Origin of the sequence: Halpernia frigidisoli (assembly GCF_900113805.1) — a bacterium.
Taxonomy (GTDB): domain Bacteria; phylum Bacteroidota; class Bacteroidia; order Flavobacteriales; family Weeksellaceae; genus Halpernia; species Halpernia frigidisoli.
On record NZ_FOQT01000002.1, the window covers coordinates 115754 to 140649 of the forward strand.

The 24896-nt window shown below is 34.0% G+C and carries 18 protein-coding genes; 11 read left to right on the forward strand and 7 right to left on the reverse strand.

Annotation, left to right across the window (positions count from 1 at the left end; genetic code table 11):
- Nucleotides 1–65: 65 nt before the first annotated feature.
- Nucleotides 66–920 (reverse strand): T9SS type A sorting domain-containing protein, encoded by an 855-nt coding sequence (locus BM238_RS05650; RefSeq protein WP_090079242.1) that lies wholly within the window; start codon nt 918–920, stop codon nt 66–68.
- An 88-nt stretch (nt 921–1008) separates the two neighbouring features.
- Nucleotides 1009–1752: a T9SS-dependent surface endonuclease, AS87_RS02955 family gene (locus tag BM238_RS05655; RefSeq protein WP_090079243.1), complete on the reverse strand. Its 744-nt coding sequence runs from the start codon at nt 1750–1752 to the stop codon at nt 1009–1011.
- Nucleotides 1753–1889: 137 nt separating this feature from the next.
- On the opposite strand from BM238_RS05655, the gene BM238_RS05660 reads away from it, so the two are divergent.
- The 6 genes from BM238_RS05660 (at nt 1890) to BM238_RS05685 (ending at nt 10079) form a co-directional block, all read left to right on the forward strand.
- Nucleotides 1890–5126: a hypothetical protein gene (locus tag BM238_RS05660; RefSeq protein ID WP_233741923.1), complete on the forward strand. Its 3237-nt coding sequence runs from the start codon at nt 1890–1892 to the stop codon at nt 5124–5126.
- A 24-nt stretch (nt 5127–5150) separates the two neighbouring features.
- Complete coding sequence (locus BM238_RS05665; protein WP_090079244.1) at nt 5151–6020, forward strand: ChaN family lipoprotein; 870 nt, start codon at nt 5151–5153, stop codon at nt 6018–6020.
- A gap of 58 nt (nt 6021–6078) precedes the next feature.
- Nucleotides 6079–7068, forward strand: a complete 990-nt coding sequence (dusB, locus tag BM238_RS05670) for a tRNA dihydrouridine synthase DusB (protein ID WP_090079245.1) — start codon at nt 6079–6081, stop codon at nt 7066–7068.
- 9 nt (nt 7069–7077) lie between these two features.
- Complete coding sequence (locus BM238_RS05675; protein WP_090079246.1) at nt 7078–7683, forward strand: DUF2238 domain-containing protein; 606 nt, start codon at nt 7078–7080, stop codon at nt 7681–7683.
- Nucleotides 7684–7846: 163 nt separating this feature from the next.
- On the forward strand, nt 7847–8758 hold the full coding sequence (locus tag BM238_RS05680; RefSeq protein WP_090079247.1) for an ABC transporter ATP-binding protein: 912 nt from the start codon (nt 7847–7849) through the stop codon (nt 8756–8758).
- 4 nt (nt 8759–8762) lie between these two features.
- Complete coding sequence (locus tag BM238_RS05685; RefSeq protein WP_090079742.1) at nt 8763–10079, forward strand: ABC transporter permease; 1317 nt, start codon at nt 8763–8765, stop codon at nt 10077–10079.
- Between the two features lie 348 nt (nt 10080–10427).
- Here the strand turns inward: BM238_RS05685 and BM238_RS05695 are convergent, their stop codons facing one another.
- The 4 genes from BM238_RS05695 to gldJ all read right to left on the reverse strand — a co-directional run bounded on the left by BM238_RS05695 (nt 10428) and on the right by gldJ (nt 13719).
- Complete coding sequence (locus BM238_RS05695; protein ID WP_090079249.1) at nt 10428–10745, reverse strand: hypothetical protein; 318 nt, start codon at nt 10743–10745, stop codon at nt 10428–10430.
- A 139-nt stretch (nt 10746–10884) separates the two neighbouring features.
- Nucleotides 10885–11655 (reverse strand): hypothetical protein, encoded by a 771-nt coding sequence (locus BM238_RS05700; protein WP_090079250.1) that lies wholly within the window; start codon nt 11653–11655, stop codon nt 10885–10887.
- A gap of 29 nt (nt 11656–11684) precedes the next feature.
- On the reverse strand, nt 11685–11978 hold the full coding sequence (locus BM238_RS05705) for a putative quinol monooxygenase (RefSeq protein ID WP_090079251.1): 294 nt from the start codon (nt 11976–11978) through the stop codon (nt 11685–11687).
- A gap of 130 nt (nt 11979–12108) precedes the next feature.
- Nucleotides 12109–13719 carry a gliding motility lipoprotein GldJ gene (gene gldJ / locus BM238_RS05710; protein ID WP_090079252.1) on the reverse strand — a complete coding sequence of 537 codons (1611 nt, stop codon included), beginning with the start codon at nt 13717–13719 and terminating at the stop codon, nt 12109–12111.
- A gap of 156 nt (nt 13720–13875) precedes the next feature.
- On the opposite strand from gldJ, the gene porU reads away from it, so the two are divergent.
- The 3 genes from porU (at nt 13876) to BM238_RS05725 (ending at nt 21313) form a co-directional block, all read left to right on the forward strand.
- On the forward strand, nt 13876–17766 hold the full coding sequence (gene porU, locus BM238_RS05715) for a type IX secretion system sortase PorU (protein ID WP_090079253.1): 3891 nt from the start codon (nt 13876–13878) through the stop codon (nt 17764–17766).
- 17 nt (nt 17767–17783) lie between these two features.
- Entirely contained in the window at nt 17784–18947 is a 1164-nt protein-coding gene (porV, locus tag BM238_RS05720) for a type IX secretion system outer membrane channel protein PorV (RefSeq protein ID WP_090079254.1), read from the forward strand.
- Nucleotides 18948–19036: 89 nt separating this feature from the next.
- The gene (locus BM238_RS05725; RefSeq protein ID WP_090079255.1) at nt 19037–21313 is read left to right on the forward strand and encodes an FUSC family protein; all 2277 of its coding nucleotides are present in this window, start codon (nt 19037–19039) and stop codon (nt 21311–21313) included.
- Here BM238_RS05725 and BM238_RS05730 read toward each other — a convergent pair.
- Nucleotides 21289–21900, reverse strand: a complete 612-nt coding sequence (locus BM238_RS05730; RefSeq protein ID WP_090079256.1) for a 4'-phosphopantetheinyl transferase family protein — start codon at nt 21898–21900, stop codon at nt 21289–21291. The two genes, BM238_RS05725 and BM238_RS05730, sit on opposite strands and share 25 nt — an antisense overlap.
- Nucleotides 21901–22044: 144 nt before the next feature.
- Between BM238_RS05730 and ahcY the strand changes: the two genes are divergently transcribed.
- The gene (gene ahcY / locus BM238_RS05735) at nt 22045–23361 is read left to right on the forward strand and encodes an adenosylhomocysteinase (protein ID WP_090079257.1); all 1317 of its coding nucleotides are present in this window, start codon (nt 22045–22047) and stop codon (nt 23359–23361) included.
- Nucleotides 23362–23559: 198 nt separating this feature from the next.
- Nucleotides 23560–24894: an aspartyl protease family protein gene (locus BM238_RS05740; RefSeq protein ID WP_090079258.1), complete on the forward strand. Its 1335-nt coding sequence runs from the start codon at nt 23560–23562 to the stop codon at nt 24892–24894.
- The last annotated feature ends 2 nt before the right edge of the window (nt 24895–24896 follow it).

A 24896-nucleotide genomic window follows, 5' to 3' on the forward strand; every position in this document is an offset into this window, starting at 1 on the left:
TAAATTACATAAAAAAACTGTTCCCAAATAGAAACAGTTTAAATTAAGAATTAAAAAAAATTCGCTTAGTTTTTAATGATTTTTTGAGAAACTTTTTGTCCGTCAACAACACCTGTTACAATGTAAATTCCTTTAGATAAAGAAGAAACATTTAAAGGTGTACTTTCAGTAACAGAAGCTGATTTTACAACCTGACCGGTCATATTCAAGATCTGAACATCAGTTTTAGCAGCAAAACTAATTGTGTTTGAAACATTAGTATTTTTTACCAAAGCAGATTTACTTTTGTTAACATCAGAAACGGCTAAGTTAGAAACTGTTGTTCCTGAGATCAAAACATCATCCACACTAAAAGTTCCTGTTGCAGCCTCAGCGGCATAAAAATAAAATCTAAAAGTGATCGGTGTTTTGATATTGGTAAGAGCAGAAGGTGTAATTTTACATCCTGACTCTCCGCCTGACTGATCAATAACAAAAAAGAACTGGTTTGGTGTCTGTATTTCTAAATTTGGATTTGCATCTACGGAAGCCGGTAAGTTTGCAGCATAAGAATCAGCACTTGAGCGAACAACAAAGTTTCTTGGCCCTGTTGAAGATCTTTGAGCTCTGAAAGTAATTGAAGATATCGACAAAGAATTTCCTGAACTTGGAGTAATTGTTACTTCAAAATATTTGCTGGTGTCGATCGTAGCATCTAAGCTTGGGTTGGTCCACGCAAATCTGTTTGCTGTTGTTGTTGGAGTAAGCGCAGTTGAAGCTGTGAATCCTGAAATACTAAATAAATTAGTTGTTCCTGCTGTCTGATCTCCAAAATCGGTATTTGGCGCTTCATTAAAATCGTATAGTGCTGTAAAAGTTGTTTGCGCCGTAGCAACACCCGTTAAAGCGATTAAAGATAAAATTGTAAAGATTTTTTTCATTTCAAAAATTTTAATTGTTAATTTATTTATTGAGTCAAAGTTAAAAAAACTGTTTTAGAATGTAAAACAGTTTTTAAATAATAATTTCTTAATCTTTAATGATTTTTTGAGATACTTTCTCACCATTTACAACACCTGTTACGATGTAGATTCCTTTGTTTAAAGAAGATACATTTAAGATTGTATTTTCACTAACAGAAGCTGATTTTACAATCTGTCCATTCATATTGTAAATTTGAACATCTGCTTTAGCACCAAACTGAATTGCATCTTTTACAGAAGTGTTTTTCACCAAACTTACTTTTGCAGATTTTAGATCACCTACGGCAAGAGTTGCAGATGAAATCAGTACATCATCAAGAAAAAATCGCTTTCCACCTGCAGATGAAGAGAAAGTAATTTTGGAATTTACTGTACCACCAGTAATATCAGTAGTAAACGAGGAGAAAGCTCCATTAGTTAATGTAAATGTAGTTGAGCTTAAAGTTCCTCCACCACTAATAGAAACAGTTAAAGTGGTATTGTCTGTACCAAAAGATGCTGCGCGAAAAGTTAGAGTAGCACTTCCTGATAACGAGCTTAAAGCTGGTGTACTAATGGATCCAGCAGCACCTCCACTTCCAGATTTCACACATTTACTTGCTCCACCTGATGCTGCAAACGCCCAACCTGCTGAAGTGTAAGTAGATAATGAGCTCGTGCCAACATTTCCAGAAAATGCTCCGTCATTTCCGCCTGTCCCGGCTAAATCGTCAAAATTTGCATTAAAAATTTGTGAATTTACAAGTCCAGCAAATACAATTGCTGCAATTAAAGAATAAAGTTTTTTCATAAAATAAAATTTTAAAAGGTTAATATTATATAGCAAATTTAGTTAAATTAACAATAGATAAATAATTTTAATATTAAATTTGAGTTAATAACTAAAGACGCTAAATTTTATACTTTAGCAACTTTAATTATATTTTTTTGATCAAAAAATTTCTTTTCTTTTTCTTTATAATTTCAGGATTTTCCTTAGGATCTTCCCAGATATTTTCGTGGAAAAACCCCAATATTAAAAACGATTCTATTTCCAGAGACAGTGTAATTTCACAAAAATTAAATAAAGATTATTTTACAAAAGATACTTTAGATTTTATTAAAACTAAAAATAATATCGTGGTAGATGAGGATGTTTTAGTAAAAAATCCAAAAAATTCAGGTTTTGGAAACATCAATTCCAATGGTTCAATTATCCGCGGAATTACTTTTGGAAATAACCAGGGACAATCTGTGCAATCTTCACTTGATCTTCAGATTTCCGGACAACTGTCAAAAGATGTTTCTGTTTTAGCGAGTATTTCTGATCATAATTTACGGATTCAAGCAGATGGTTACACACAAACGCTGGAAGAATTTGATAAAATTTACATCCAGTTAAATATTAAGAAAAACTCAATTCTACGCGCCGGACATGTTGACTTAATTGATGATAAAACTTATTTTGGGAGATATCAGCGTAAATCTTTAGGCTTACAGTTTCAAACCCAACTCGGGACCGAAAACAAAACCTATTTAGATTTTTCCGCCGGCATTGCGCGCAGCGAATTTTACCGGATCCGTTTTCAGGGAATCGAAGGAAATCAGGGACCGTATAGACTGACTGGTAAAAATGGTGAACAATTCATCACAATTCTTTCCGGTTCTGAACAGGTTTTTATCGACGGAATTTTAATGAAACGCGGAGAAAACCAGGATTATATTATCAATTACAATACGGGAGAATTAACTTTTACCAGCTACCGCCCAATTTTTAAGCAAAACTTTATCACTATTTCTTATAATTATACTAACCGAAATTACACACGTTTTTTAGTAACGGGATATGTTCAGCATGAAAGAGAAAAGTTGAAATTGGGATTCAATTGGTTTTTGGAAAATGACAATAAAAATGCACCGCTTGCACTTAATTTAAGCAAGGAAGATGAACAGATTTTGGTAAATGCGGGTAATAATCCCGATTTGATGTTCGCGCCCTCGGGCGTTGTAACGGAATATGATGTTAATAAGATTTTATACCAGTTAATTTCAGGCGGTGCAGGAAATTATTACCAGTTTTCTACAGATAAAACACAAACACTTTATCAGGTCGCGTTTACTTTTTTTGGAGAAAATCTGGGCGATTACAATATTATTCAGACTACAAATAACGGGCGTGTTTTTGAATATGTCGGTCAAAATTTAGGAAATTACAGAGCCGTCCGAAAACTACCTGCGCCGGTCAAATCTCAGGTTCTTTCTGGTAATGCAGAATATAAATTGGGTGATAACGGTAAAATAGGTGCAGATTTTTCGTTGAGCAATTATGATGTTAATTTATTTTCATCTAAAAACAACACAGAAAATATCGGTTACGCAGGAAGGATTTTTGGTTACAAAACTTTTAGAAAAAATAACTGGAGTGGCACACCAAGTTTAGAATTTCAGCATATTGATTCCCGTTTTCGTATTTTGGACAGGATAAATGATGTTGAGTTTTCAAGGGATTTTAATCTGCAGCAAGAATTTAACCAGATCACACAAAACAGACTGATATTTAGTTTTTTAAACCAGTTCGGAACGCAGTCTTTCTTTAATTATAAACATAATTATTTAGATGAAAAAAATAATTATACAGGTATAAAAAATGATCTGGATTTCGGTTTTAAAACAGGAAAAACTTTAACCACAGGTTCCGTTTCTTATCTTGATACAAAGGCATTAACGCAAAATACGAACTTTTCCCGAGGCAAAATTTTATCAGAATACCTCACAAACAAAGGAAGTTGGGGAATTGGCGGTAGTTTCGAACATAATCTAAAGAATTTTAATGTTGATAACCAACTGGATGTGACGAGTTACAGTTGGAAAGAAGTTTTTTTACAAAAGAAGATCGGTGACAGTACGCGGACAAAATTAATGGCAAAAGTATATCTTCGGGATAATGATTCTGTACGTGATAACAGACTTCAAAATACCAATCAAATATTAGGTTTTATGCTTGAAAGTGAGATAATTAAGAATCCAAATGCGAGCCTAAGTGCGCTAATTCATTACCGTAAATTTTTATATCAAAATCCGACAAATCAAAATAAGCAAAATCAGGATTTCGTAGTCGGAAATCTACTTTACAATCAAAAATTATTTAATAACGGAATGCGTTTACAAGCATTTTATGAACTTGGAAACGGACAGGAAGCGCAGCGGGAATTTCAGTATTTAAAAGTGACCGATGGACAGGGCATTTACAAATGGACCGATTATAATGGTGACGGCATTCAGCAAATTGATGAATTTGAAACTGCAGAATACTCTGATCTTGCGCAGTACATAAGGGTTTATACCAATACCGTAACTTATTTACCATCAAATAAAAACAAGCTGCAGCTTGCGCTATTTGTCAATCCATCCGCTATTTTAAACTCCGAAAATCAGTTTCTTAAACGCTGGAATTTTAATCTTTCGCTCCTATCTGAAAATTCATTTTATAAAGAATATCAGGTTTTGGTTTTGAATCCGTTTGAAAAAAATGCGAGACAAATCTTAAAAAATCAAAATTTTCTGGGTTCGATGCAGTTTAATCCCACGGATAAATCCGGGTGGAACGGCAGTTACCGTTTTATTAAAAATGATAATTTAATCAATGCCAATTTTAGCAACGAAGAGCGTCTTCAAGTTTCCCATTTAATAACCGTGGGTTATTTATTTAATAAAGATTTCCGGATCGACTGGGAAAATAGTACAGCGAAAATTCAGAACCTGTCAGAACTATTTATTACAAGGGATTATCAGCTGGAAAACTTTGAAACAAAACCAAAAGCGACTTACAAATTTACGGATGCCCTTCAAACTGAATTATATACGTCTCTAAAACAAAAAACAAGACTGGATGGACCGGAAGCTTTAAAAACTTTGGATCTCACAGGAACTTTGCAATGGCAATGGAGGAAAACCTCACTTCGGGCAAATTTTTCATTCATCAACAACAACTTTAGTGGAAACAGTTTTAGCATCGTCGGCAATCAAATGCTGGATGGTTTAAAACCGGGAAAGAATCAGGTTTGGTCCTTATTTTTGCAACAGCCGATCAATTCTTTTATTAATTTAGATTTAAATTACGAAGGCAGAAATTCCGGCGAAAGAACTATTCACATTGGAAGTGTTCAGGTGAAAGCGAGTTTTTAAAAATTTAAACACTAATCTCAAATCATGAAAAAATTTATCTTTTTACTATTTATCTGCAGTTTTTTTGCTTTAAAATCTCAAGAATTAAAAGCTTTTCAGCTTTATGATCAAGGTGGAAAAAAAATTAATACCGAGAAATTAGTTGAAAATTTATCTGAATATGATGTGGTTTTATTTGGCGAATACCATAATAATTCGATCATTCATTGGCTGGAATTAAAAGTGGCCGAAGAACTTTACAAGCAAAAAAATGGAAAAATTATTTTAGGCGCAGAAATGTTTGAGCGTGATAACCAAGTTCAATTAAAAAACTATTTAGATGGAAAAATTTTAGTAAAAAACTTAAAAGATTCCGTTCGACTTTGGAATAATTACGAAACAGATTATCGACCTTTAGTTGACTTTGCAAAAGATAAAAAATTGGATTTTATTGCCACTAATATTCCAAGAATTTATGCATCAAAAGTAGCAAAAGAAGGCTTGCAAAGTTTAAATGATCTTCCGGAAGATGATAAAAAATTTGTCGCCAAATTACCAATTTTAGTAACTTTAGAAACGCCGGGTTACGAAGAGATGAACAAAATGATGGCGGAACATTCCGGCGATAAAGCCATGAATTTTGTCGCAGCACAAGCGGTAAAAGATGCAACAATGGCAGAATCCATAACGCAAAATTTAAAACCAAATTACACTTTTCTACATTTTAACGGCGATTATCACAGCAAAGAATTTGGCGGCATTTACTGGTATTTAAAACAAAAATACCCAAATTTAAAAATTGCTGTTCTTTCTGTTTATGAAAGTGATGATTTAAAATTATCTCTTCCAGTAAAAGACTTTAAACCAACAAATTTGAACCTGGTTATTCCCGCAGATATGGCGAAAAGTTATTGACTTTAAATTGATAAACTGTTAGATTGCTATATTGTTACATTAATCTTAAATTTGCAGTATGATAAAAATCGGAAATATAGAACTCCCCGACTTTCCCCTGCTTCTTGCACCAATGGAAGATGTTTCAGATCCGCCGTTTCGCCGTTTGTGTAAAATGCATGGCGCAGATATGATGTATTCAGAATTTATTTCTTCTGAAGGCTTGATCCGTGATGCGATGAAAAGTAAGAAAAAACTGGATATTTTTGATTATGAACGTCCGGTTGGAATTCAGATTTTCGGTGGTGATGAAGAAGCAATGGCACTTTCTGCAAAAATTGTGGAAGCCGTTCAGCCCGATGTCGTTGATATTAATTTCGGTTGCCCCGTAAAAAAGGTGGTTTGTAAAGGCGCCGGAGCTGGCGTTTTAAAAGATATTGATCTAATGATCCGCCTTACAAAAGCCGTCGTCAATTCTACACATTTGCCTGTGACTGTAAAAACAAGATTGGGTTGGGATAATGATTCCATCAATATTATGGAAGTCGCGGAACGTTTGCAGGAAACCGGGATAAAAGCCTTGACCATTCACGCCAGAACACGCGCACAAATGTATAAAGGCGAAGCGGACTGGAATTATATTTCAAAAGTAAAAAACAATCCCAACATTGAAATTCCAATTTTCGGGAACGGTGATGTCAATACGCCAGAAAAAGCGCTTGAATACAAACAAAAATACGACTGTGACGGTATTATGATCGGTCGTGGTGCGATCGGCTATCCCTGGATCTTTAATGAAGTAAAGCATTTTTTTGAAACCGGAGAAAATTTACCAAAACCAACAATTTCGCAACGTTTAGAAGCCGTTCGCCAACACGCAGAATGGAGCACAGAATGGAAAGGTGAAAAATTAGGTTTAATAGAAATGCGGCAACATTACGGTAATTATTTCCGAGGAATTCCCCATTTTAAAGATTTTCGCGTGAAATTTTTAGAAGTTTTTACGATGGAAGAAATGGTGGAAGTTATTGCAGAAACTGAAGAATTTTATGCGGAGTTTAGTTTTTAATTAAAAAATATGAAACTAAGAGTAATTTTATTATTTTTAATCATAATTTTTACTGTTGTTTCATACATTGGTGCAGCAGAACCATTCACCTGGTGGTTAGAAGCCGCGCCTGTTTTTCTTGGAATTTTGGCATTAATATTTTTTAGAAAATTTAAGTTCACGAATTTCGTTTACATCATTATTTTCATTCATTTTTTAATTTTGCTGATTGGCGCGCATTTCACTTATGCAAAAGTTCCCGGAGTTGACTGGATGAGTCATATTTTTGGTGGAACGCGAAATAATTACGATAAGATCGGCCATTTTATTCAAGGTTTTTCTCCGGCATTAATTGCACGAGAAATTTTGATCAGAAAAAAAATTGTCAATGGAAAAGGATGGCTGTTTTACATCGTTGTTTCAATAGTTTTGGCAATTTCTGCCTTTTATGAATTTATAGAATGGTGGGTTTCAATTTTCTCGGGCGACGCTGGCGATAGTTTTTTAGGAACGCAAGGTTATATTTGGGACACACAAACAGATATGTTTTCAGCATTGATCGGTGCTTTGGTTGCGTTGATATTTTTCTCAAAATTGCAGAATAAGTTTATTGAAAAAAACAAAATTCCTTCTTAAAAAAACTTGTAACCAGCCCTGATTGAAGCGGCATCCTTTTTTGTCCCGATTGAAAAATCGAGATAAAAAAGATATAGCGAAAAGCAGGTTCCCGGCTTCTAAAAAACCTTCTAAAATCCGTAACTTTACACGTTATTTTTATACTAATAAATCAAAACTGACGATGCTTAAAGCGGAACATGTTACCAAAACTTATAATGCCGGGAAAAAACTGGCGCTGGAAGATTTTTCAATTGATGTGCCGGAAGCGTCTATCTACGGACTTCTTGGTCCAAACGGTGCGGGTAAAACGACTTTTATACGCATTATAAATCAAATTACGCAAGCCGATTCTGGCGAGGTTTTTATTAACGGAACTTTGCTTAATCCTTCTCATATTCGCCAAATTGGTTATATGCCGGAAGAGCGCGGTTTATATAAAAATATGACGGTTGGTGATCAATTGTTATATTTTGGGGAACTAAAAGGAATGACGAGAAATGACGCGCTGAAAGAGGCAAAATACTGGTTCGAGCAATTGCAGATCGATCAATGGTGGAAGAAAAAACTGAGCGAACTTTCCAAAGGAATGGCGCAAAAATTACAGTTTGTGGTGACGGTTTTGCATAAGCCAAAGTTGCTAATTTTGGATGAACCTTTTTCAGGTTTTGATCCGGTAAATGCCAATTTAATTAAGGATCAGATTATTAAATTAAAGGAACAAGGAACAACGATTATTCTTTCGACGCATAGAATGGAAAGTGTGCAGGAAATGTGTGATGCCGTTGCTTTGGTAAATAATGCAAAAAAAATCATCGACGGAAAAGTCTTTGAAGTGAGGGAAAAATTTAAGAAAAATATTTTTGAAGTGACTATTTCTGAAGTTAAAAGTGAGGCTTTTGAGAGTTTTAAAAATAAATATCAAATTCAGGATATTTTACATGAAAATGATTTGATTTCTTTTAATTTAAAGAGTGAAATTCCGCAAAAAAATATTCTTTTGGATTTAATTAATTGTGGCACGATCCGCACTTACGACGAGAAAATCCCAAGTATGAATGAAGTTTTTATTAACGCCGTAAGTGAAAAAAATTAAGAAGATGAACAATATTTTATTAATTACAAAACGGGAATATCTTACGCAAGTAAAGAAAAAATCATTCGTTGTTTTGACACTTTTGGCGCCAATACTAATGATTGCTTTTGGGGCAACAATCGCTTTTATGTTTAAAGCCAACAAAACGAAATCTACTTTTGACGTGGTAGATAAAACTGGCATTTTTGCGGAACATTTAAAATCAACAGATAATATTAATTATGTTTATGTCCCAGAAAGTGCGGAAAAATCTTTGGTTTCTGCCTTGAAAGATATGAAAGGAACGGATGGAATTTTGATTTTACCTAAACTTGAAAATAATGATTATGCAAAATTTGAGAGCGAAACGCAATTACTTTTAAATAATAAAATTGGTTTTGACACGAAACAGAACATCGCGTCTGATATTTCTGGTTTGATCAAAAAAGAGAAAATAAAAAACCTTGGGATTACTGAAATACAATTAACAAATCTGGATAAAAGTTTTGAGTTAAAAACGAAAAATCTGATCGATGATAATAAATCTGATTCTGATCTGACTTACGGTGTAAAATCCGGTTTAAGCATGCTTTTAATGTACGCCACTTTTATGTTTATTTTAATTTACGGCGTTCGTGTAATGCGAAGCGTTTTAGAGGAAAAAAACAACCGCGTTGTTGAGATCATCATTTCTTCTGTGAAACCTTTTGAACTGATGATGGGGAAAATTATCGGTGTAACTTTAGTCGCACTCACTCAGTTTTCTGCCTGGATCACAATGGCGATAATTGGCGCGCTGTTTTTAAATACTGGTTTTTCTGCTATAAAAGGGAAAATTCCTGGCGGTGAAGGTTCCGAAAGTATGATGGATAAATTTGATATTCAGCAAATTGCAACCCAAATTTCTCACACATTATTAGATTTGAATTATGGTTTAATAATCGGCGTTTTTATTATTTTCTTTTTGCTTGGTTATATTTTTTACAGTTCAATTTATGCCGCGATCGGTTCTGCAGTTGATAATGAAACGGAAACTTCACAGTTTACAATTTTCGCAATTTTACCTTTAACATTGGGAATGTACGGCAGTTTTTCAATTATGGGAAATCCGGATGGACCGATGGGATTTTGGTTGTCGATGATCCCTTTTACTTCGCCAGTTGCGATGATTGCAAGAATTCCGTTTGGCGTTCCGGCTTGGCAAATTATTTTATCGATCGCGATTTTATTGGCTACTACCCTTTCGATGGTTTATGTTGCGGCAAAAGTTTATAAAGTGGGGATTTTAATGTACGGAAATAAAGCCACGATGAAGGAACTCTGGAAATGGGTGAGAACTTAGATAAAAATAAAAAATTGAATAGAAATAATTTCAGCAATAATTATTTAATAATTATTACACTTTATATAAGTATTAACTTATTAATCCTTTACAAATGGATTACATTTGATTACGATAATAATTATGCAGGTTCGTTGGCTACGCAATTATGGGGATTCAGTAATCTGATAATAAATGGTGTATTCTTTCTCGGATTTATTATTGCGGCAATAATGATAAAACAAAAAAGAACTTTTTATTTTATAACTGCGTTCTTTGCTTTTATACCTATTGTAATATTATTTGTTACTGGATAAAAAAACAACCTAAAATTTAGGTTGATTTTTGATTTTAAATGTTTTGCAAAAACTATTTAATTTCTTTTTTCACGTAATCTTTTGTGTCTTTATAAGCATCAACAGTTGCATCTTTTGTATTCACTGCCGCTTTCTTCGTCCAATGTCCGGTATTTTTAGCAGCTTTTTTTGTCCATTTCGTGCTTTTTTTAACCCCTTTTTTAGTTGCTTTATAACCTTTTGTGGCAGTTTTACCTGTCCATTCAGCGCCATCAGAAACTGTGTTTCCTACAGCGTTTGCATCTTTTTTAACTTCTTGTTTTACAGTTTGTGCAGATAATCCTGCTGATAATAAAACTATTGCTGCTAATGATAATAATTTGGTTTTCATAATTTCTAAATTTAATTTGATTCAAACAATCTTTTCAGAAATCAAGCCAAATCATTATAAAAAAAAATCTTAACTAACATTTAACCTTATCCATAAATTTTTCCAAAAAAAAAAATTAAACAAAAAATCAGTTCAATTATTATTTTTTGAAAATATCCCGAATATATTCTCCGCCTTTATTTACCATTTCAATTACATAATTTCCATCTTCAAAATAGCCCAAAGTTTGCGTTCCATCTGCCAACAATACACGGAATACATCGTTTTTTGTCGATTTACTGAAAGTTGCATACGGAACCGAGCTCTTTGATTCAACTAAAATAAATTTATCATTACTAATATTTACCTTTTGCAAAGTTAAATTGCCGTTGGAAAAATTATTTGAAGCATTTATTTTAACTTTTTCTATAATCACAGGTTTCGGCAAATCTGTCTTTTGAACTACTTCTACAGATTTTTCAACAGGTAAAGTTTCATTTGAAATTGCTGAAATTTTAGTGGGTGTTGAAGCTGAAATACTTGCCATACTTTTCTCCAAAGATTCTTTAAAACCAATCTCAAAATCTTTTTCACTGGAAACGCCCTGTTGTGATAAAACGACCTTTTCATGGCAGTCTTTTGCTTCAAACGTAATTTTATTTTTTAAAAAATTACCAGTGTCGGATATATTAACTATTGCAACCTCGCACGGATTTTGTCTCAATTCCTGCGGCCATTCATTCTGTTCACTTTGTATAACTGTGTAACCTTTCTTTTCAAGGCTTTTTACAACACTTGCATTTAATCCGTATTTGTTATTTTTAAAGTCTTTCAAATTTTTTGGAACATATACATATTTATAATCCGAAAATTGCTGTGCATTTCCAAAATTAAATACTAAAAAAAGCGCGATAAGAACAATATTTTTCATAGTTTTTTAATTATAAGAAACTAAAAATTTTAGGATAATTTTGAACACTGGTGGATTTCAGGTTCCTGTAGAAAAAACGGAGCTGCTGTTGACATTAAATTTTTTACTCCATCAGAATTCAGATGTACACTTAGATCTTCCTGACTTTCCCATTCTTCAATGGTGTAAAAGACTTTTTTGTCATTAAAGTCTTGAACTAATTCATAATTAAGGCATCCTTTCTCCTTTTTTGTATCAATGACCATCTTTTTTAAAAGGGAAATCACTTCCTCTAAATTTTCTTCTTTAAAACGAAGATCTGCCACGACGTGAATTGTACTCATAAATTTTATTTTTAAAAGATAAATATAGCAAAATCATTCAAAATAAACCCGCTTAAATTTTGAAGTTTAAATTTTAACAAAAAAAAAACCTAAATCAAATGATTTAGGTTTTATATACTTTTAAATGAAATTATCTTTTAGATCTTCCTTTACTTTGAGATTTTGCATCCTGCGCAACGCGGAAACCAATCCATCCAAAAGATCTGGATTCATCTTTAAATCTTCTTTGACCAGGATCAAGCCAGTAAGCTGTATCTAGCCATGAACCACCTTTCACTACACGAACTTCATCAGAAATTTTTGTAGTTCGGGAAACGGCATCTTTTTGAAGAATTACACGTCCTCTTGAGTCGACGATGAATTTTTTCTTATTACCATTGTACATACTGAAAGCGGCATTTGCACTGTCCTGCTCTTTTCCATAACCTGCATCTAAAGATGACTGAAAATCTCCATCTCTAAAATTTCTGTCGTCAGAAGTTGTCTCACGAGCATATTGTCCAGGTAAACCTTTGTAAACCAATCGGCCGTCTGAAAGTGTATCATATTTCACGGCATTGTCCTCAATTTTCTTAACACTTCCGTCTTCATTTCTCTCCACAGTTCTTGTCACATTTCCACGGAAATAATTGAAGTCACTTCCCTCTTCATCAATTATTGGTCTGTAAACATCGGCAGTCCATTCGGAAACATTGCCAAACATTCCATAAATACCTAAATCATTTGAAGGAAACTGTTTAACGTCCGAAGTTGTAGGCGAACCATCATTTTTCCATCCAGGAACACCGGAATAATCACCTTGTCCCATCTTGAAATTTTCAAGATACATGCCACGGTTTTTTCCTTTTTTTCCTTTAATTTTATCAATTTGCGGCTCTTTTCCTTTAACTAGATTATATTCTCTATTTTTTTGCTGGCCTAAAGCTGCAAATTCCCATTCAACTTCAGTTGGTAATCTAAATTTTTCAACTAAACCTGCAGATGCATTTTTATTTGCCGCAAGAATACGTGTATTTGTTGTTTTAATTCCTGTAGCTTTTTTAAGCTTATCTTTATTTAAAATTGCTTCAAGGTCTGCATCATTGCCTTTGTACTTATCCATATTGAAAGCGCTTGCACCAACATTATTAGCTTCGTTCGTATAATAATCTTTTGCTATAACACCTTTATCAATTAATGCTTTTTCATTTGATCTTTCTGTTAACCAGTCGCAATATCTTGAAGCCTGCAACCATGTTACTCCAACAACAGGATAATAATCGTATTCCGGGGAACGGAAATAGGTTTCAGCAAAATCATTTCGGGATAATTTATTGTTCCAGACTAAGGTATCCGGCAAAGCTCCTTTATAAATTTCTTTGTAATTAGGATCAGAAGGTGGAAAAACAAATTTTAACCAGGTAACGTATTCTCTGTATTCGTAATTGGTAATTTCAGTTTCACCCATGAAAAAAGCACTAACCTGCATTCTGCGTGGCGTATTATTCCAGTCGTGCATTACATCATCTTTTACCAAACCCATCGTAAAGGTACCGCCTTCAACATAAACCATCCCTGGCCAGCCTTTTTGTTTTTGCTGCTTCCCGGTAAAAAACCAACCTTTAGAGTCGTTTGGTTTCCAGCCTGTTTTACTTGTAAAACGTTTTGTTCCGCCGCCGTTTTTGGAATTGCCTCCGCCACAACTTGTGAGCATTAAAGCAGCGCATAATGTTAATAAAGAAAACAACTTGAGTTTGTTCATACTAATGTTAAATATTTTCAGGATACAAAGAAAAAATAAAAATTCCAATTAACCAATTAATGATTTCAGTTTTTTGAAAAACGTGGTTAAATATATTTTTATTGTATCATATGATTATTTTAATTTTTTCGTTTAATTTGTAATTGATATACAATTATGAAACGCAATTTACTATTTATTATTTTCTGCAGTCTTTTTTCTGCTGTAAATGCTCAAAATATCTCCTTAAAATGGGATGGCACAAAGAAAATCGATTATGGAACTGAAAGTAAAACCCTGCCCCATTTTTCCAATGATGGTTTTAATTTTGAAGAAGGAAATGTCATTATAAGAGTTAATTTAAAATCCGCAGACCTTTTAAAGGCAGAAAATCTTCAGTGGGAAAAGATTTCTGAAAAAGATTTATTCGATATTTCTAAATATGAAGTAAAATCCGGAAATCATATTGATGTTAGTTCTTATTTAAATAATGGCGAGAATTATACTTCTGTAAGAATCGAAGCATTTAAAACAGAAAAAAATCAGATCTTCAGACTTGCCGGTTTTTCTTTGGTAAAAGATACTAAACCTCAAACACAAAATTTTACGCAGCGGGCCGGAACTACTAATAATCCACTTAAACAGGGAAATTTTTATAAAATAAAAGTTGACAAATCAGGGATATTTAAGATCACAACCCAATTTTTACGTTCAAACGGAATTAATCCAGCAGATATTAATCCTAAAAACTTTCGAATTTACGGTAATGGTGGTTTAATTTTACCGGAATATAACCGTGATAATTATTATAAATCTTTGCAGGAAGATGCTATTGAAGTTAGTGGCGAAAATGACGGCGTCTGGAATGACGGTGATTACGCATTGTTTTACGCACAAGGACCGGATGGCTTTAATTTATTCAAAGGCACCGTCGGTGATGCGACAAACCGGAGAACCGAGACACGCTCCGACAGAAGTCTTAACGTAAAAAACATTTATGAAAATGCTTCTTATTATTTTATCAATTTTGATACTGGTCCCGGTAAAAGAGTTCAGAGTTCGGATACTCCGCTTTCTGCAGACTTAATATCAACTTACGATGATTATCAGGTACTTAATGAAGAAAAAGTCAACCTATTAAAAATTGGACGTGTTTTTTTAGGCGATTTTTTTAATAATAATAAATCAGTAACATTTACAACCAGGGTGCCACTTAAAGCAGATGATATTATCACTTATAAAACAGAAGTTGCACCCTATCAATTTCAGGGAAATTCAATTAAAATAAATATTAATAATCAAAATGAAAATAATTATTCTTTCGCACCTGGTGGTCAGGATTATATTTTTGCAGATTTTTTAGGAAATATCAGCGGTGTCACGGGAAATCAAATTACTTTTAATTATTCTCCAACGATAAGCTCTAATCCGAATGGTGTTGTATATCTAAATTATGCTGAAGTTTCTTACAAACAGGATCTTTTATTTAATGGTTCTCAGATGAACTTCAGATCATACGACATTGAGGAAAACAGCAATACTGATTATGGATTTTCACTTTCCGGCGCTTCCTCTGCCGAAGCCATTTGGGATGTTTCTGATGTTACAAATGCAAAAAAGAAAGTAAATAAAGCGTCCGGCGACAATTACAATTTTGGTTACACCGCGGACAATTCAGGTTTTAATAATGAATTTGTTGCATTTAAAAACTCAGCTGCTTTCACTCCGGCTTTTGTTGGAAAAATCGCTCCACAAGATCTTTCCGGTCTTAGTAATATTGATTATTTAATTGTGACATCACCTGAAATGGTGGGACAAGCTCAGAGATTAGCTGATTACCATAAAAATATTAATAATTACAATGCTGTTGTTGTAGATGCAACCAAGATCTACAATGAGTTTTCCAGTGGCAGCAAAGATATCACAGCAATAAGAGATTTCGTCACAAGATTAAATTCTACCAACGGAAGTTTAAAATATTTGATGATTTTAGGAGATACTTCTTTTGATTATAAAGGGATTCTTTTTCCAGACTCAGATATCATTCCAAGTTACCAAAGTGAATATAGCCAAAGCTTTACCTCATCTTTTGTGACTGACTATTATTTTACTATGACCTCACCGCAAACTTCAAGTAATATCCAGGGTATGCTTTCAGATCTTCCGGTTGGCAGGTTACCCGCAGCAAATGCAGCAGAAGCCAAATTACTAATTGATAAAACTTTAGCCTATTATAACCAGCTACCAAATCAATCCACACCTTTCGGCGACTGGCGCATGAAACTTGATTTTGTAGTAGACGATGATCTTCAAAATGAGAGTCCGCCAAGTGGAATTGCTTTTCATACAGCAGCAGACAATGCCATTAAATTTAATTTTGAAGGTACTGCAAGTGATAAACCTGAATATAACGTCCGCAAATTATATCTTGACTCATACCCAGCGACAAACTCTGCAGGTGGACAACGTTATCCACAGGTTAATCAGGCAATAAGCAGCGATGTAAGTAACAGTTTGTTTTTATTTTATTTCGGACATGGCGGTATTAATGGCTGGTCGCAGGAGCGTGTTTTAACAAGTACTGAAGTAAAAAATTTTAATAACTATAATACAGTTTACAGCCGATTTCCTTTGGTTTCAACAATTACCTGTGAATTTACACTTTGGGATGATCCCTCCGCCAATTCGACCGGAGAACAGGTAATAAAATCTAAAACCGGAGGAGCTGCAACGATGATCACTTCCAGTCGCGCTGTTGGCGTGGATTATGGAATAAATTTTACCAGAACATTTGTAGATCAGGTTTTTAAACTTGACAATGATGATTTCAGAAGTTTGGGAACTGCTTTTTTAGAAGCAGAAAGAGTCACGGGACCAAATTCAAATCACCTAAAGGTAAATTTTCTGGGTGATCCTGCGATGAAACTTAGCAGACCAAAAAAACTCGTCACTATAGAAACGATCGATTCTCCCGTTCCCGGACAATTGCGAGCGCTGGATTTCGTTACCATCACAGGAAAGGTAAATAAACCAGATGGTTCAATTGACACCTTTTTCTCAGGAAGAATTTCCATTAACATTTATGATAAAAGATTAAATAAAAAAACACTGAATAATGATGGTTTTCTGTTGCCGATTCTCGACTATACAGAAGAAGGAAGTCCGATCGTAAAAACTTCCGGCGAAGTTAAAAACGGTCTTTATACTGTGAAATTTTATGTTCCTAAAGATATCAATTACACTGTGGGAACTGGTAGAATTTTAGCTTATGCCGACAACAAAAAATTCGATGTTTTTGTAAACCAGTCCTATCAGATCGGAGATATTAATCCAAATGGTTTAAATGATACGACTCCGCCAGTTGTGCATTTGTTTATGAATAACACCAATTTTGCTGATGGTGGAATCACCAATCAAAATCCTACTCTTTTAGCTTGTGTAAATGACGACACAGGAATAAATTCAACAGGATCTGGCATTGGTCACGATATTACTGTAATTCTTGACGGACAGGTAATTAACACAACTGTTCTGAACGATTTCTATTTTTCAGGTGAAGGAAATGGCTGCGTAAATGCAACTTTAGAAGATTTTCAAAAAGGAAATGTTTCTTATCCTTTTAGAAATTTAACACCGGGCGCACATCAGCTGGTATTTAAAGTTTGGGACATCAACAATAATTCGACTTCGCAAACGTTAAACTTTATAGTAAAAGACGAGACAGACCAAAATTTAGTTGTAAAAAGATTACTAAACTGGCCAAATCCTTTTACAGACAAAACCTACATTCAGTTTGAGCATAATTGTAATGATGCTTTGGATGTAAATGCGCAGATATTCACTATAACAGGAAAATTAGTAAAAACAATTTCCACACAGGTGACGGCGGAGCCCTTCTTTCAGGGATTTAGAACGCCAAGAACGGCGATTGAATGGGATGGCAAAGATGACTTCGGAGATACAGTTGCAAAAGGTGTTTATATTTTTAAAATATTCGCCCGCAGCCAAAATCAGGACAAGTGCAGAGGAAGCGCAACTGCTGTAGAAAAAATGGTATTATTAAAATAAATATAAAATAAACACTTATGACGTTAGATAGAAAATTACTTTTGACCTTGGGTCTGGGTTTAAGCATAACCGCTTTTTCGCAGAATTTAGACCAGATAAGACCAGTGCTCACTGGCGCTCCATTTTTAAGGATTTCACCGGATGCAAGAGCAGGAGGAATGGGTGATCAGGGTGTTACTACATCTTCTGATGCTTTTTCCCAATTTTGGAATGCAGCAAAGTATCCTTTCAGCAGATCAACATCATCAGTTGGGGTAACTTACACGCCTTATTTAAGTAAATTAACAAACGATGTTTTTTTACTTTACGGTTCATATCACCAGTTTTTAGGCGACGATGAGCGTTCTACAATTTCTGCAAGTTTATATTATTTTAATTTGGGTTCTGTGGATCTTACTAAATTGGTAGGTACAGAAGTCGTTTCCGAAGGAACTGCAAAACCAAACGAATTTTCATTTGATCTGGCTTACGGTTTAAAATTAACTGATAATTTCTCAATGGCTGTTACCGGTCGCTATATTCGATCGGATCTTTCGGGAGGTTTCAACTCAGATAACACTTTAAAACCTGCAAACTCTTTTGCTGTAGATGTTTCTGGCTATTTTTTAAGCAATAAAGGACAAAGTTTCGGCGATTACGAAGGTCAGGCAAGAGGTGGTTTTGCCATTCAAAATTTAGGACCAAGACTGGATTATACGGGCGATGATCAATCCAGATCTTATCTTCCAACAACGGCAAGACTAGGTGCGGGTTACGATTTATACATCGATGATCAAAATAAAGTTGGTCTTAGTTTAGAAGCTTCAAAACTTTTAGTTCCCGGTCCGGAAATCACAGGTGCTGATATTGACGGAAATCCAATATATGATGTGCCAAATGTTGGAGTTATTCAGGGTGTTGGAAAATCTTTTAATAATAAAAAAAGCATGATGTTGAGCGGCGCTTTAGAATATACTTATGATAATGCTTTCTCTTTGCGCACAGGATATTTTCACGAAAGTGCTGAGCAAGGTGGCAGACAATACGCGACAGTTGGTTTAGGTTTGTCTTATCAGGCTTTTGGTCTGGATCTGTCTTATCTTATCAATACTTCAAAAATAAATTCTGCTTTAGACAATACGTTGAGAGTTGGTTTGACGTGGACAATTGGTGAAGAAACATCAAACGCACAGGATTATTAATTAAAATTAATTCTACATTCAAAAAGAGCCTCATTAATTGAGGCTCTTTTTAGTTAAAGATGTTTAATTTTGCAAATAGATTTTACTCAATGTCATATACTTCAGATTTTAAAAGGTTTGTAACCAGCCAGTACATTTTCGCCGCAGTGAGAGTGACTTTGGCTGTTGTATTCCCGAGTATTATCATGGCTTATTTTGGCGTTTTAAAAGAATTTTTTTTATTTCCTCTTGCAACTGTTTTTGTAGGGCTTACCGATCAACCTGGCCCAATTATCAGACGCAGAAATTCGATGCTTTTGGCGGTGATTTGTTTTTTCATTGCTGCAACAGTCGCTAGTTTAGCAAAAGGAAATCCAGCTTTTATTTTTTTAGAACTTCTTATTTTTGGTTTTTTCTTCAGCATGATCGGGGTTTACGGACAACGCTTGTCGGCCGTTGGTGCGCTGACTTTAGTTGTTCTGGCGATTTTTGTTGATGGACATTTAACAGGAACAAATGTTTTAAAAAGTCTCACCATTTTTTTAGCCGGCAGTTTTTGGTTTGTTTTAATTTTTTTAATAGTTACCAGACTTCAGCCTTATAAATTGGCAAGCCAGCAAATTGGTGAAAATTATATTTTATTAGGCGAATATTTAAAAATCCGTTCCCAACTTTATTTACCTGAACCAAATTATACCAGAATTTTTGATGAAATCATTTCTCATCAGATCAAAATAAAAAATTTACAGGAAGATACACGGGAAACCGTTTTCCGTACACGCGAGATCATCAAAGAATCTACCACCACAAGCCGTTTGCTGATGTTGATGTTTCTCAATTCTATGGATCTTCATGAGAAACTAATGACCTCTGAAAGTGATTACAAAAAACTGCATCTGGACAGTCGCAACACAGAAGTTCTCACGGCGATGAATGTCTTTTTATTAAATCTTTCTGCAGAGATCACAAACATTGGAATTGATTTGCAATCCGGTGTTAAAGCAAAACCCATATCAAATATCGACGGCGAGCTTGAAAAACTTTATACCGTTTACTATGACTATCGAAACAGGCAAATGTCTGCCGGTAATCTGGAAAATTTTATGCTTTTACGACAGATATTAATGCGCATTACAGATTTGAGTTCCGAAATTAAAAGTATTTATAAAATTTTTTCGCAGGATATAAAACTGGCAAAAAGTCTGTCGTCCGGTTTAGATCTTCGTCAATTTCTAAACCCGGAAGAAAAAATAAATTTTAAGGTTTTTAGAAATAATTTAAGCCTAAAATCAATGCAGTTCCGCCACGCGATCCGCGTCACATTAGCTTTGCTTATCGGTTATGGCGTTACCAGATTTTCATTTTTCCCTGTTGGTCACGCGTACTGGGTTTTGATCACTATCATAACGATCATCAGGCCCAATTACAGCATTACAAAACACCGCAATTACGTTCGATTACTTGGAACCATTTCCGGCGCTTTGATCGCTTACATTATACTTTGGCAAATTTCAAATAATGTAATACTACTGTTTTTGTTGCTGACAAGTATGATCCTGGCTTTTAGTTTTCTTAAAGGTAAATATTTTTGGGCAGTATTTTTTATAACGATTTATGTTTTTTTATCTTTTAATTTTTTAAAACCCGGCAATGTAAATGTTATTTTTAAAGACCGTCTTTTTGATACATTTGTCGCCGGTATTATTGTTTACCTTGTTTCCTATTTTATTTTACCGGTTTGGGAACACACACAAAATATTGATCTGATGAAAACGGCTACTCAAGATAATATTAATTATTTTGAAGCTGTAATGAAAAATTTTGAAACAGAAAAAACAGAGGAAAGTACTCAGGATTATAAAATGAAAAGGAAGGCAGCAATGGTTTCTTTGGCAAATTTATCTGACAATTTTCAAAGAATGCTTTCTGATCCAAAAAATCAACAAAAAAAGCTGGAAAAAGTACATCAGTTTGTGACAACTTCCCACCTATTCACAGCGTACAGCGCATCACTTTCCCAGTTTTTTAATGGCAAAAATTTAAAAAAATACCCACAGATCGATGCGGAAAAATGGACACAAAAAATAAAATCAGAACTTGAGAATTCCCTTAACATATTAAATGATATTCCGCAAATTGACATAGAAAATGACTTGATCACACCTGAAAGCGAAATTGAAATTTTATTAAATAACAGAAAACTTGAACTTCAGGAAAACGAAAAGTTCGATCACCGCGATCCCAATAAAATTTCGCATTTAACGGAATTGAAAAATATCACAGAATTACTGGAATTAATGTCAGATGTCGCGCGTGAACAAAGAAAAGCGTTGGCGGGTTTTCAGACATTTATTGTTAAAAATCAATCGACGATCGTAAAACAATAATCTTCAAAAAATTCAACCCGCGCTGAAAAATGGTCGCAATTATTTTCATCATAAACGCTGCAGTTTATTTTGTGTAGATTTTTTAGGTCAAATTCTTCTACTTTGTAATTCTGTTTTAAAGAAAAATAATTAGAATGGTGAATTTTATACAAACTTTCTTTTACTGACCAGATTACTGTCAGATACTCTACTTTTTCCTTTTCCAGAAAGAAATTGGCTTCATTTGAGTAAATGAACTTATGCTCAATTCTTAGAATTTTTTCATTAAATTTTTCCATATCAATCCCAATTTTCTCCTTTGAAACCGCCACAGCTGCGAATGGAAAAGAATGTGTAATTGAAATAAAATGATCCTGCGGCGACAAATACGGCTCTCTATCTTTGTATAAAATTTTGTGGGTTGGCAAAAAACTTTTTAAAGCTTTTCTTACCAAAAGGGTTTCCAAAATTTTTGTAGGATGGTAATTTTTAATTTTCTCCAAATTTTCCACCTCTACAAGCTCATTTGCGTTTAGAATTTCATCATCAGAAAACTTCCAGATAAGAATCGTCGCTTTTTCATCAGAAAAATCTTTATAAAATGGCATAGAGAATAATTAATTTTAAATAATAAAAAATCTTACTTTAAAAAAATATTAAGTAAAATACTTTATTAAATCTCAGATATTTTGGTTAAGAAAATTTTAGTTCGTAAATTTGCACAAAATTATTAATAAATAAATTAAACTTTTATGAACGATACAAAAACAACTTACTTACCTTATAAAGTTAAAGATATTTCTTTAGCAGAATTTGGAAGAAAAGAAATCACTTTGGCTGAAGCAGAAATGCCAGGCTTAATGGCAATACGTGCAGAATACGGTCCATCTCAACCTTTGAAAGGTGCAAGAATCGCGGGTTGTCTTCACATGACTATTCAAACTGCAGTTTTAATTGAAACTTTGGTTGCGCTTGGTGCAGATGTTACCTGGTCTTCATGTAATATTTTCTCCACGCAAGATCACGCAGCAGCAGCAATCGCAGCAGCAGGAATTCCTGTTTATGCCTGGAAAGGTTTATCAGAAGAAGAATTCAACTGGTGTATTGAGCAAACAGTATTTTTTGGCGAAGATAGAAAACCATTAAATATGATTCTTGACGATGGTGGAGATTTAACGAACCTGGTTTTTGATCATTACCCGGAATTAACTGCAGGAATAAAAGGACTTTCTGAAGAAACCACAACTGGCGTTCACAGATTATATGAAAGAATGCAAAACGGAACTTTGGTAATGCCTGCGATCAACGTAAATGATTCAGTTACAAAATCAAAATTTGATAACAAATACGGTTGTAGAGAATCTGCGGTTGACGCGATCAGAAGAGCAACAGATTTAATGTTGGCTGGAAAAAGAGTTGTTGTTTGTGGATACGGTGACGTTGGAAAAGGAACTGCGGCTTCGTTTAAAGGTGCTGGTTCTATCGTAACTGTTACAGAAATTGACCCAATTTGTGCGCTACAAGCTGCAATGGACGGTTTTGAAGTTAAAAAATTAGATACCGTTGTTGCGACTGCAGATATCGTGATCACAACTACAGGGAATTACAATATCGTTCGTGGTGAGCATTTTGAAAAAATGAAAGATAAAGTGGTTGTTTGTAATATCGGCCATTTTGATAATGAACTGGATATGGCTTGGTTAAACGATAACTATGGTGATACCAAAAATGAAATCAAACCACAAGTTGATCTTTATAACATCAACGGAAAAGATGTGATCATCTTAGCAGAAGGAAGATTGGTGAATTTAGGTTGCGCAACAGGTCACCCAAGTTTTGTGATGAGTAACTCTTTCGCAAACCAGACTTTAGCTCAGATCGAACTTTGGACAAACTCCGATGCTTACGAAAATCAGGTTTATATGTTGCCAAAACATTTAGATGAAAAAGTAGCACAACTGCATTTAGCAAAATTAGGAATTGAGTTGGAAACTTTGTCTCCAGAGCAGGCTAAATATATTGGTGTAGAGGTTGAAGGACCTTACAAACCAGAATATTACAGATATTAATAGTTTTTTCAGGAGCTGATTCCTGCTGTCCGCTGTATCTTTTTTTATTGAAAAATTTTATAATTAGAAAAATTTTAGATAAAAAAAGGATGCCACTTCCATCAGGGCTATGAAAAGTCAGTTTACATAAAAAAATCCGTCTCAAATGAGGCGGATTTTTTTTGTTCAGATATCAGTTAAATGTTGTAATTTCAAAACATGAAACCATTGTTAAACTTTATTTTGATCACTTTTTGTTCTTTCCTTTCGGGGCAGAATGAAGGCTTCAAATTGAGTGCGACAAATAAAATGGTTATTCCTTTTCAACTCATCAATAATTTGATATTTATTCCAGTTAGTATCAATGGCGTTGAGCTCACTTTCCTTTTAGATTCAGGAGTTCAGGAGAGTATTTTATTTAGTTTAGAAAATAAAGATGTCACTTTTAAAAATACAGAAAAAATCAAATTTTCAGGTTTGGGAGGAAATGTTGATTTATCTGGTTTAAAATCAATCAATAATGATTTTAAGATCGGCAAAAATTTTGAAGACAGATCACACACCATTTTTATAATTTTAAATGAAGAATTTAATTTTTCTTCCCACGTCGGCATTCCAGTGAACGGCATCATTGGCTATAATTTTTTTAAAAATGATCCGGTAGAAATTGATTACATCAAAAAGAAAATAACAATCTATAGCAACAATAAAGCTTTTCAGAAAAGAGCAAAAAAGTATAAAAGTTTTGACATTTCTTTGGAAGATAAAAAACCATACATCAATGTTGATGTAAAATTAATCAGTGAAGCAAAAAATTCTAAAATGCTTTTAGATCTCGGAAACAGCGATGCGATCTGGCTTTTTCCAAAAATGATTGAAAATTTTTCTTACAATCGTCCAAATATTCAGGATTATCTGGGTCGCGGTTTTAATGGCGATATTTACGGCAAACGAAGCAGAATAAAAGAAATGTCAATAGGTGATTTTTCTTTTACAAAACCTTTAACGGCGATGCCAGACGAATTGTCATTCCAACATTTAAAGATGGTTAAAAACAGAGTGGGTTCTGTCGGAAGCGATATTTTACGGCGGTTTAATGTTATTTTTGATTATCCCAATCAAAAAATTTATCTCAAAAAAAATAGAAATTTTGACGAGCCATTCCTCTTTAATATGAGTGGGCTGGATATTAAAAATGATGGCATGGAATGGGACAGCGATCTGGTTCGCGTAGAGACAAAAGAAGCAAATACAAATAACGGCAATGAAAAAATATACAGCGCCGTGAACGAGTTTCAGTATAAATTTACCTTAAAACCAATATATTCTGTAGCTGCTAGCAGAGAAAATTCACCAGGTTATAATTCGGGTATCAGAAAAGATGATGAAATTGTAAAAATTAATAATAAAAAAGCCTCAACATTTACGCTTCAGCAAATTCTCGATCTGCTAAAATCTTCTGAAGGAAAGCAAATAAACATAGAAGTTCGGCGTAAATTTCAGATTTTAAGTTTTAAATTTACACTTGAGGATCCAATTCCCTACGAAAATTAACA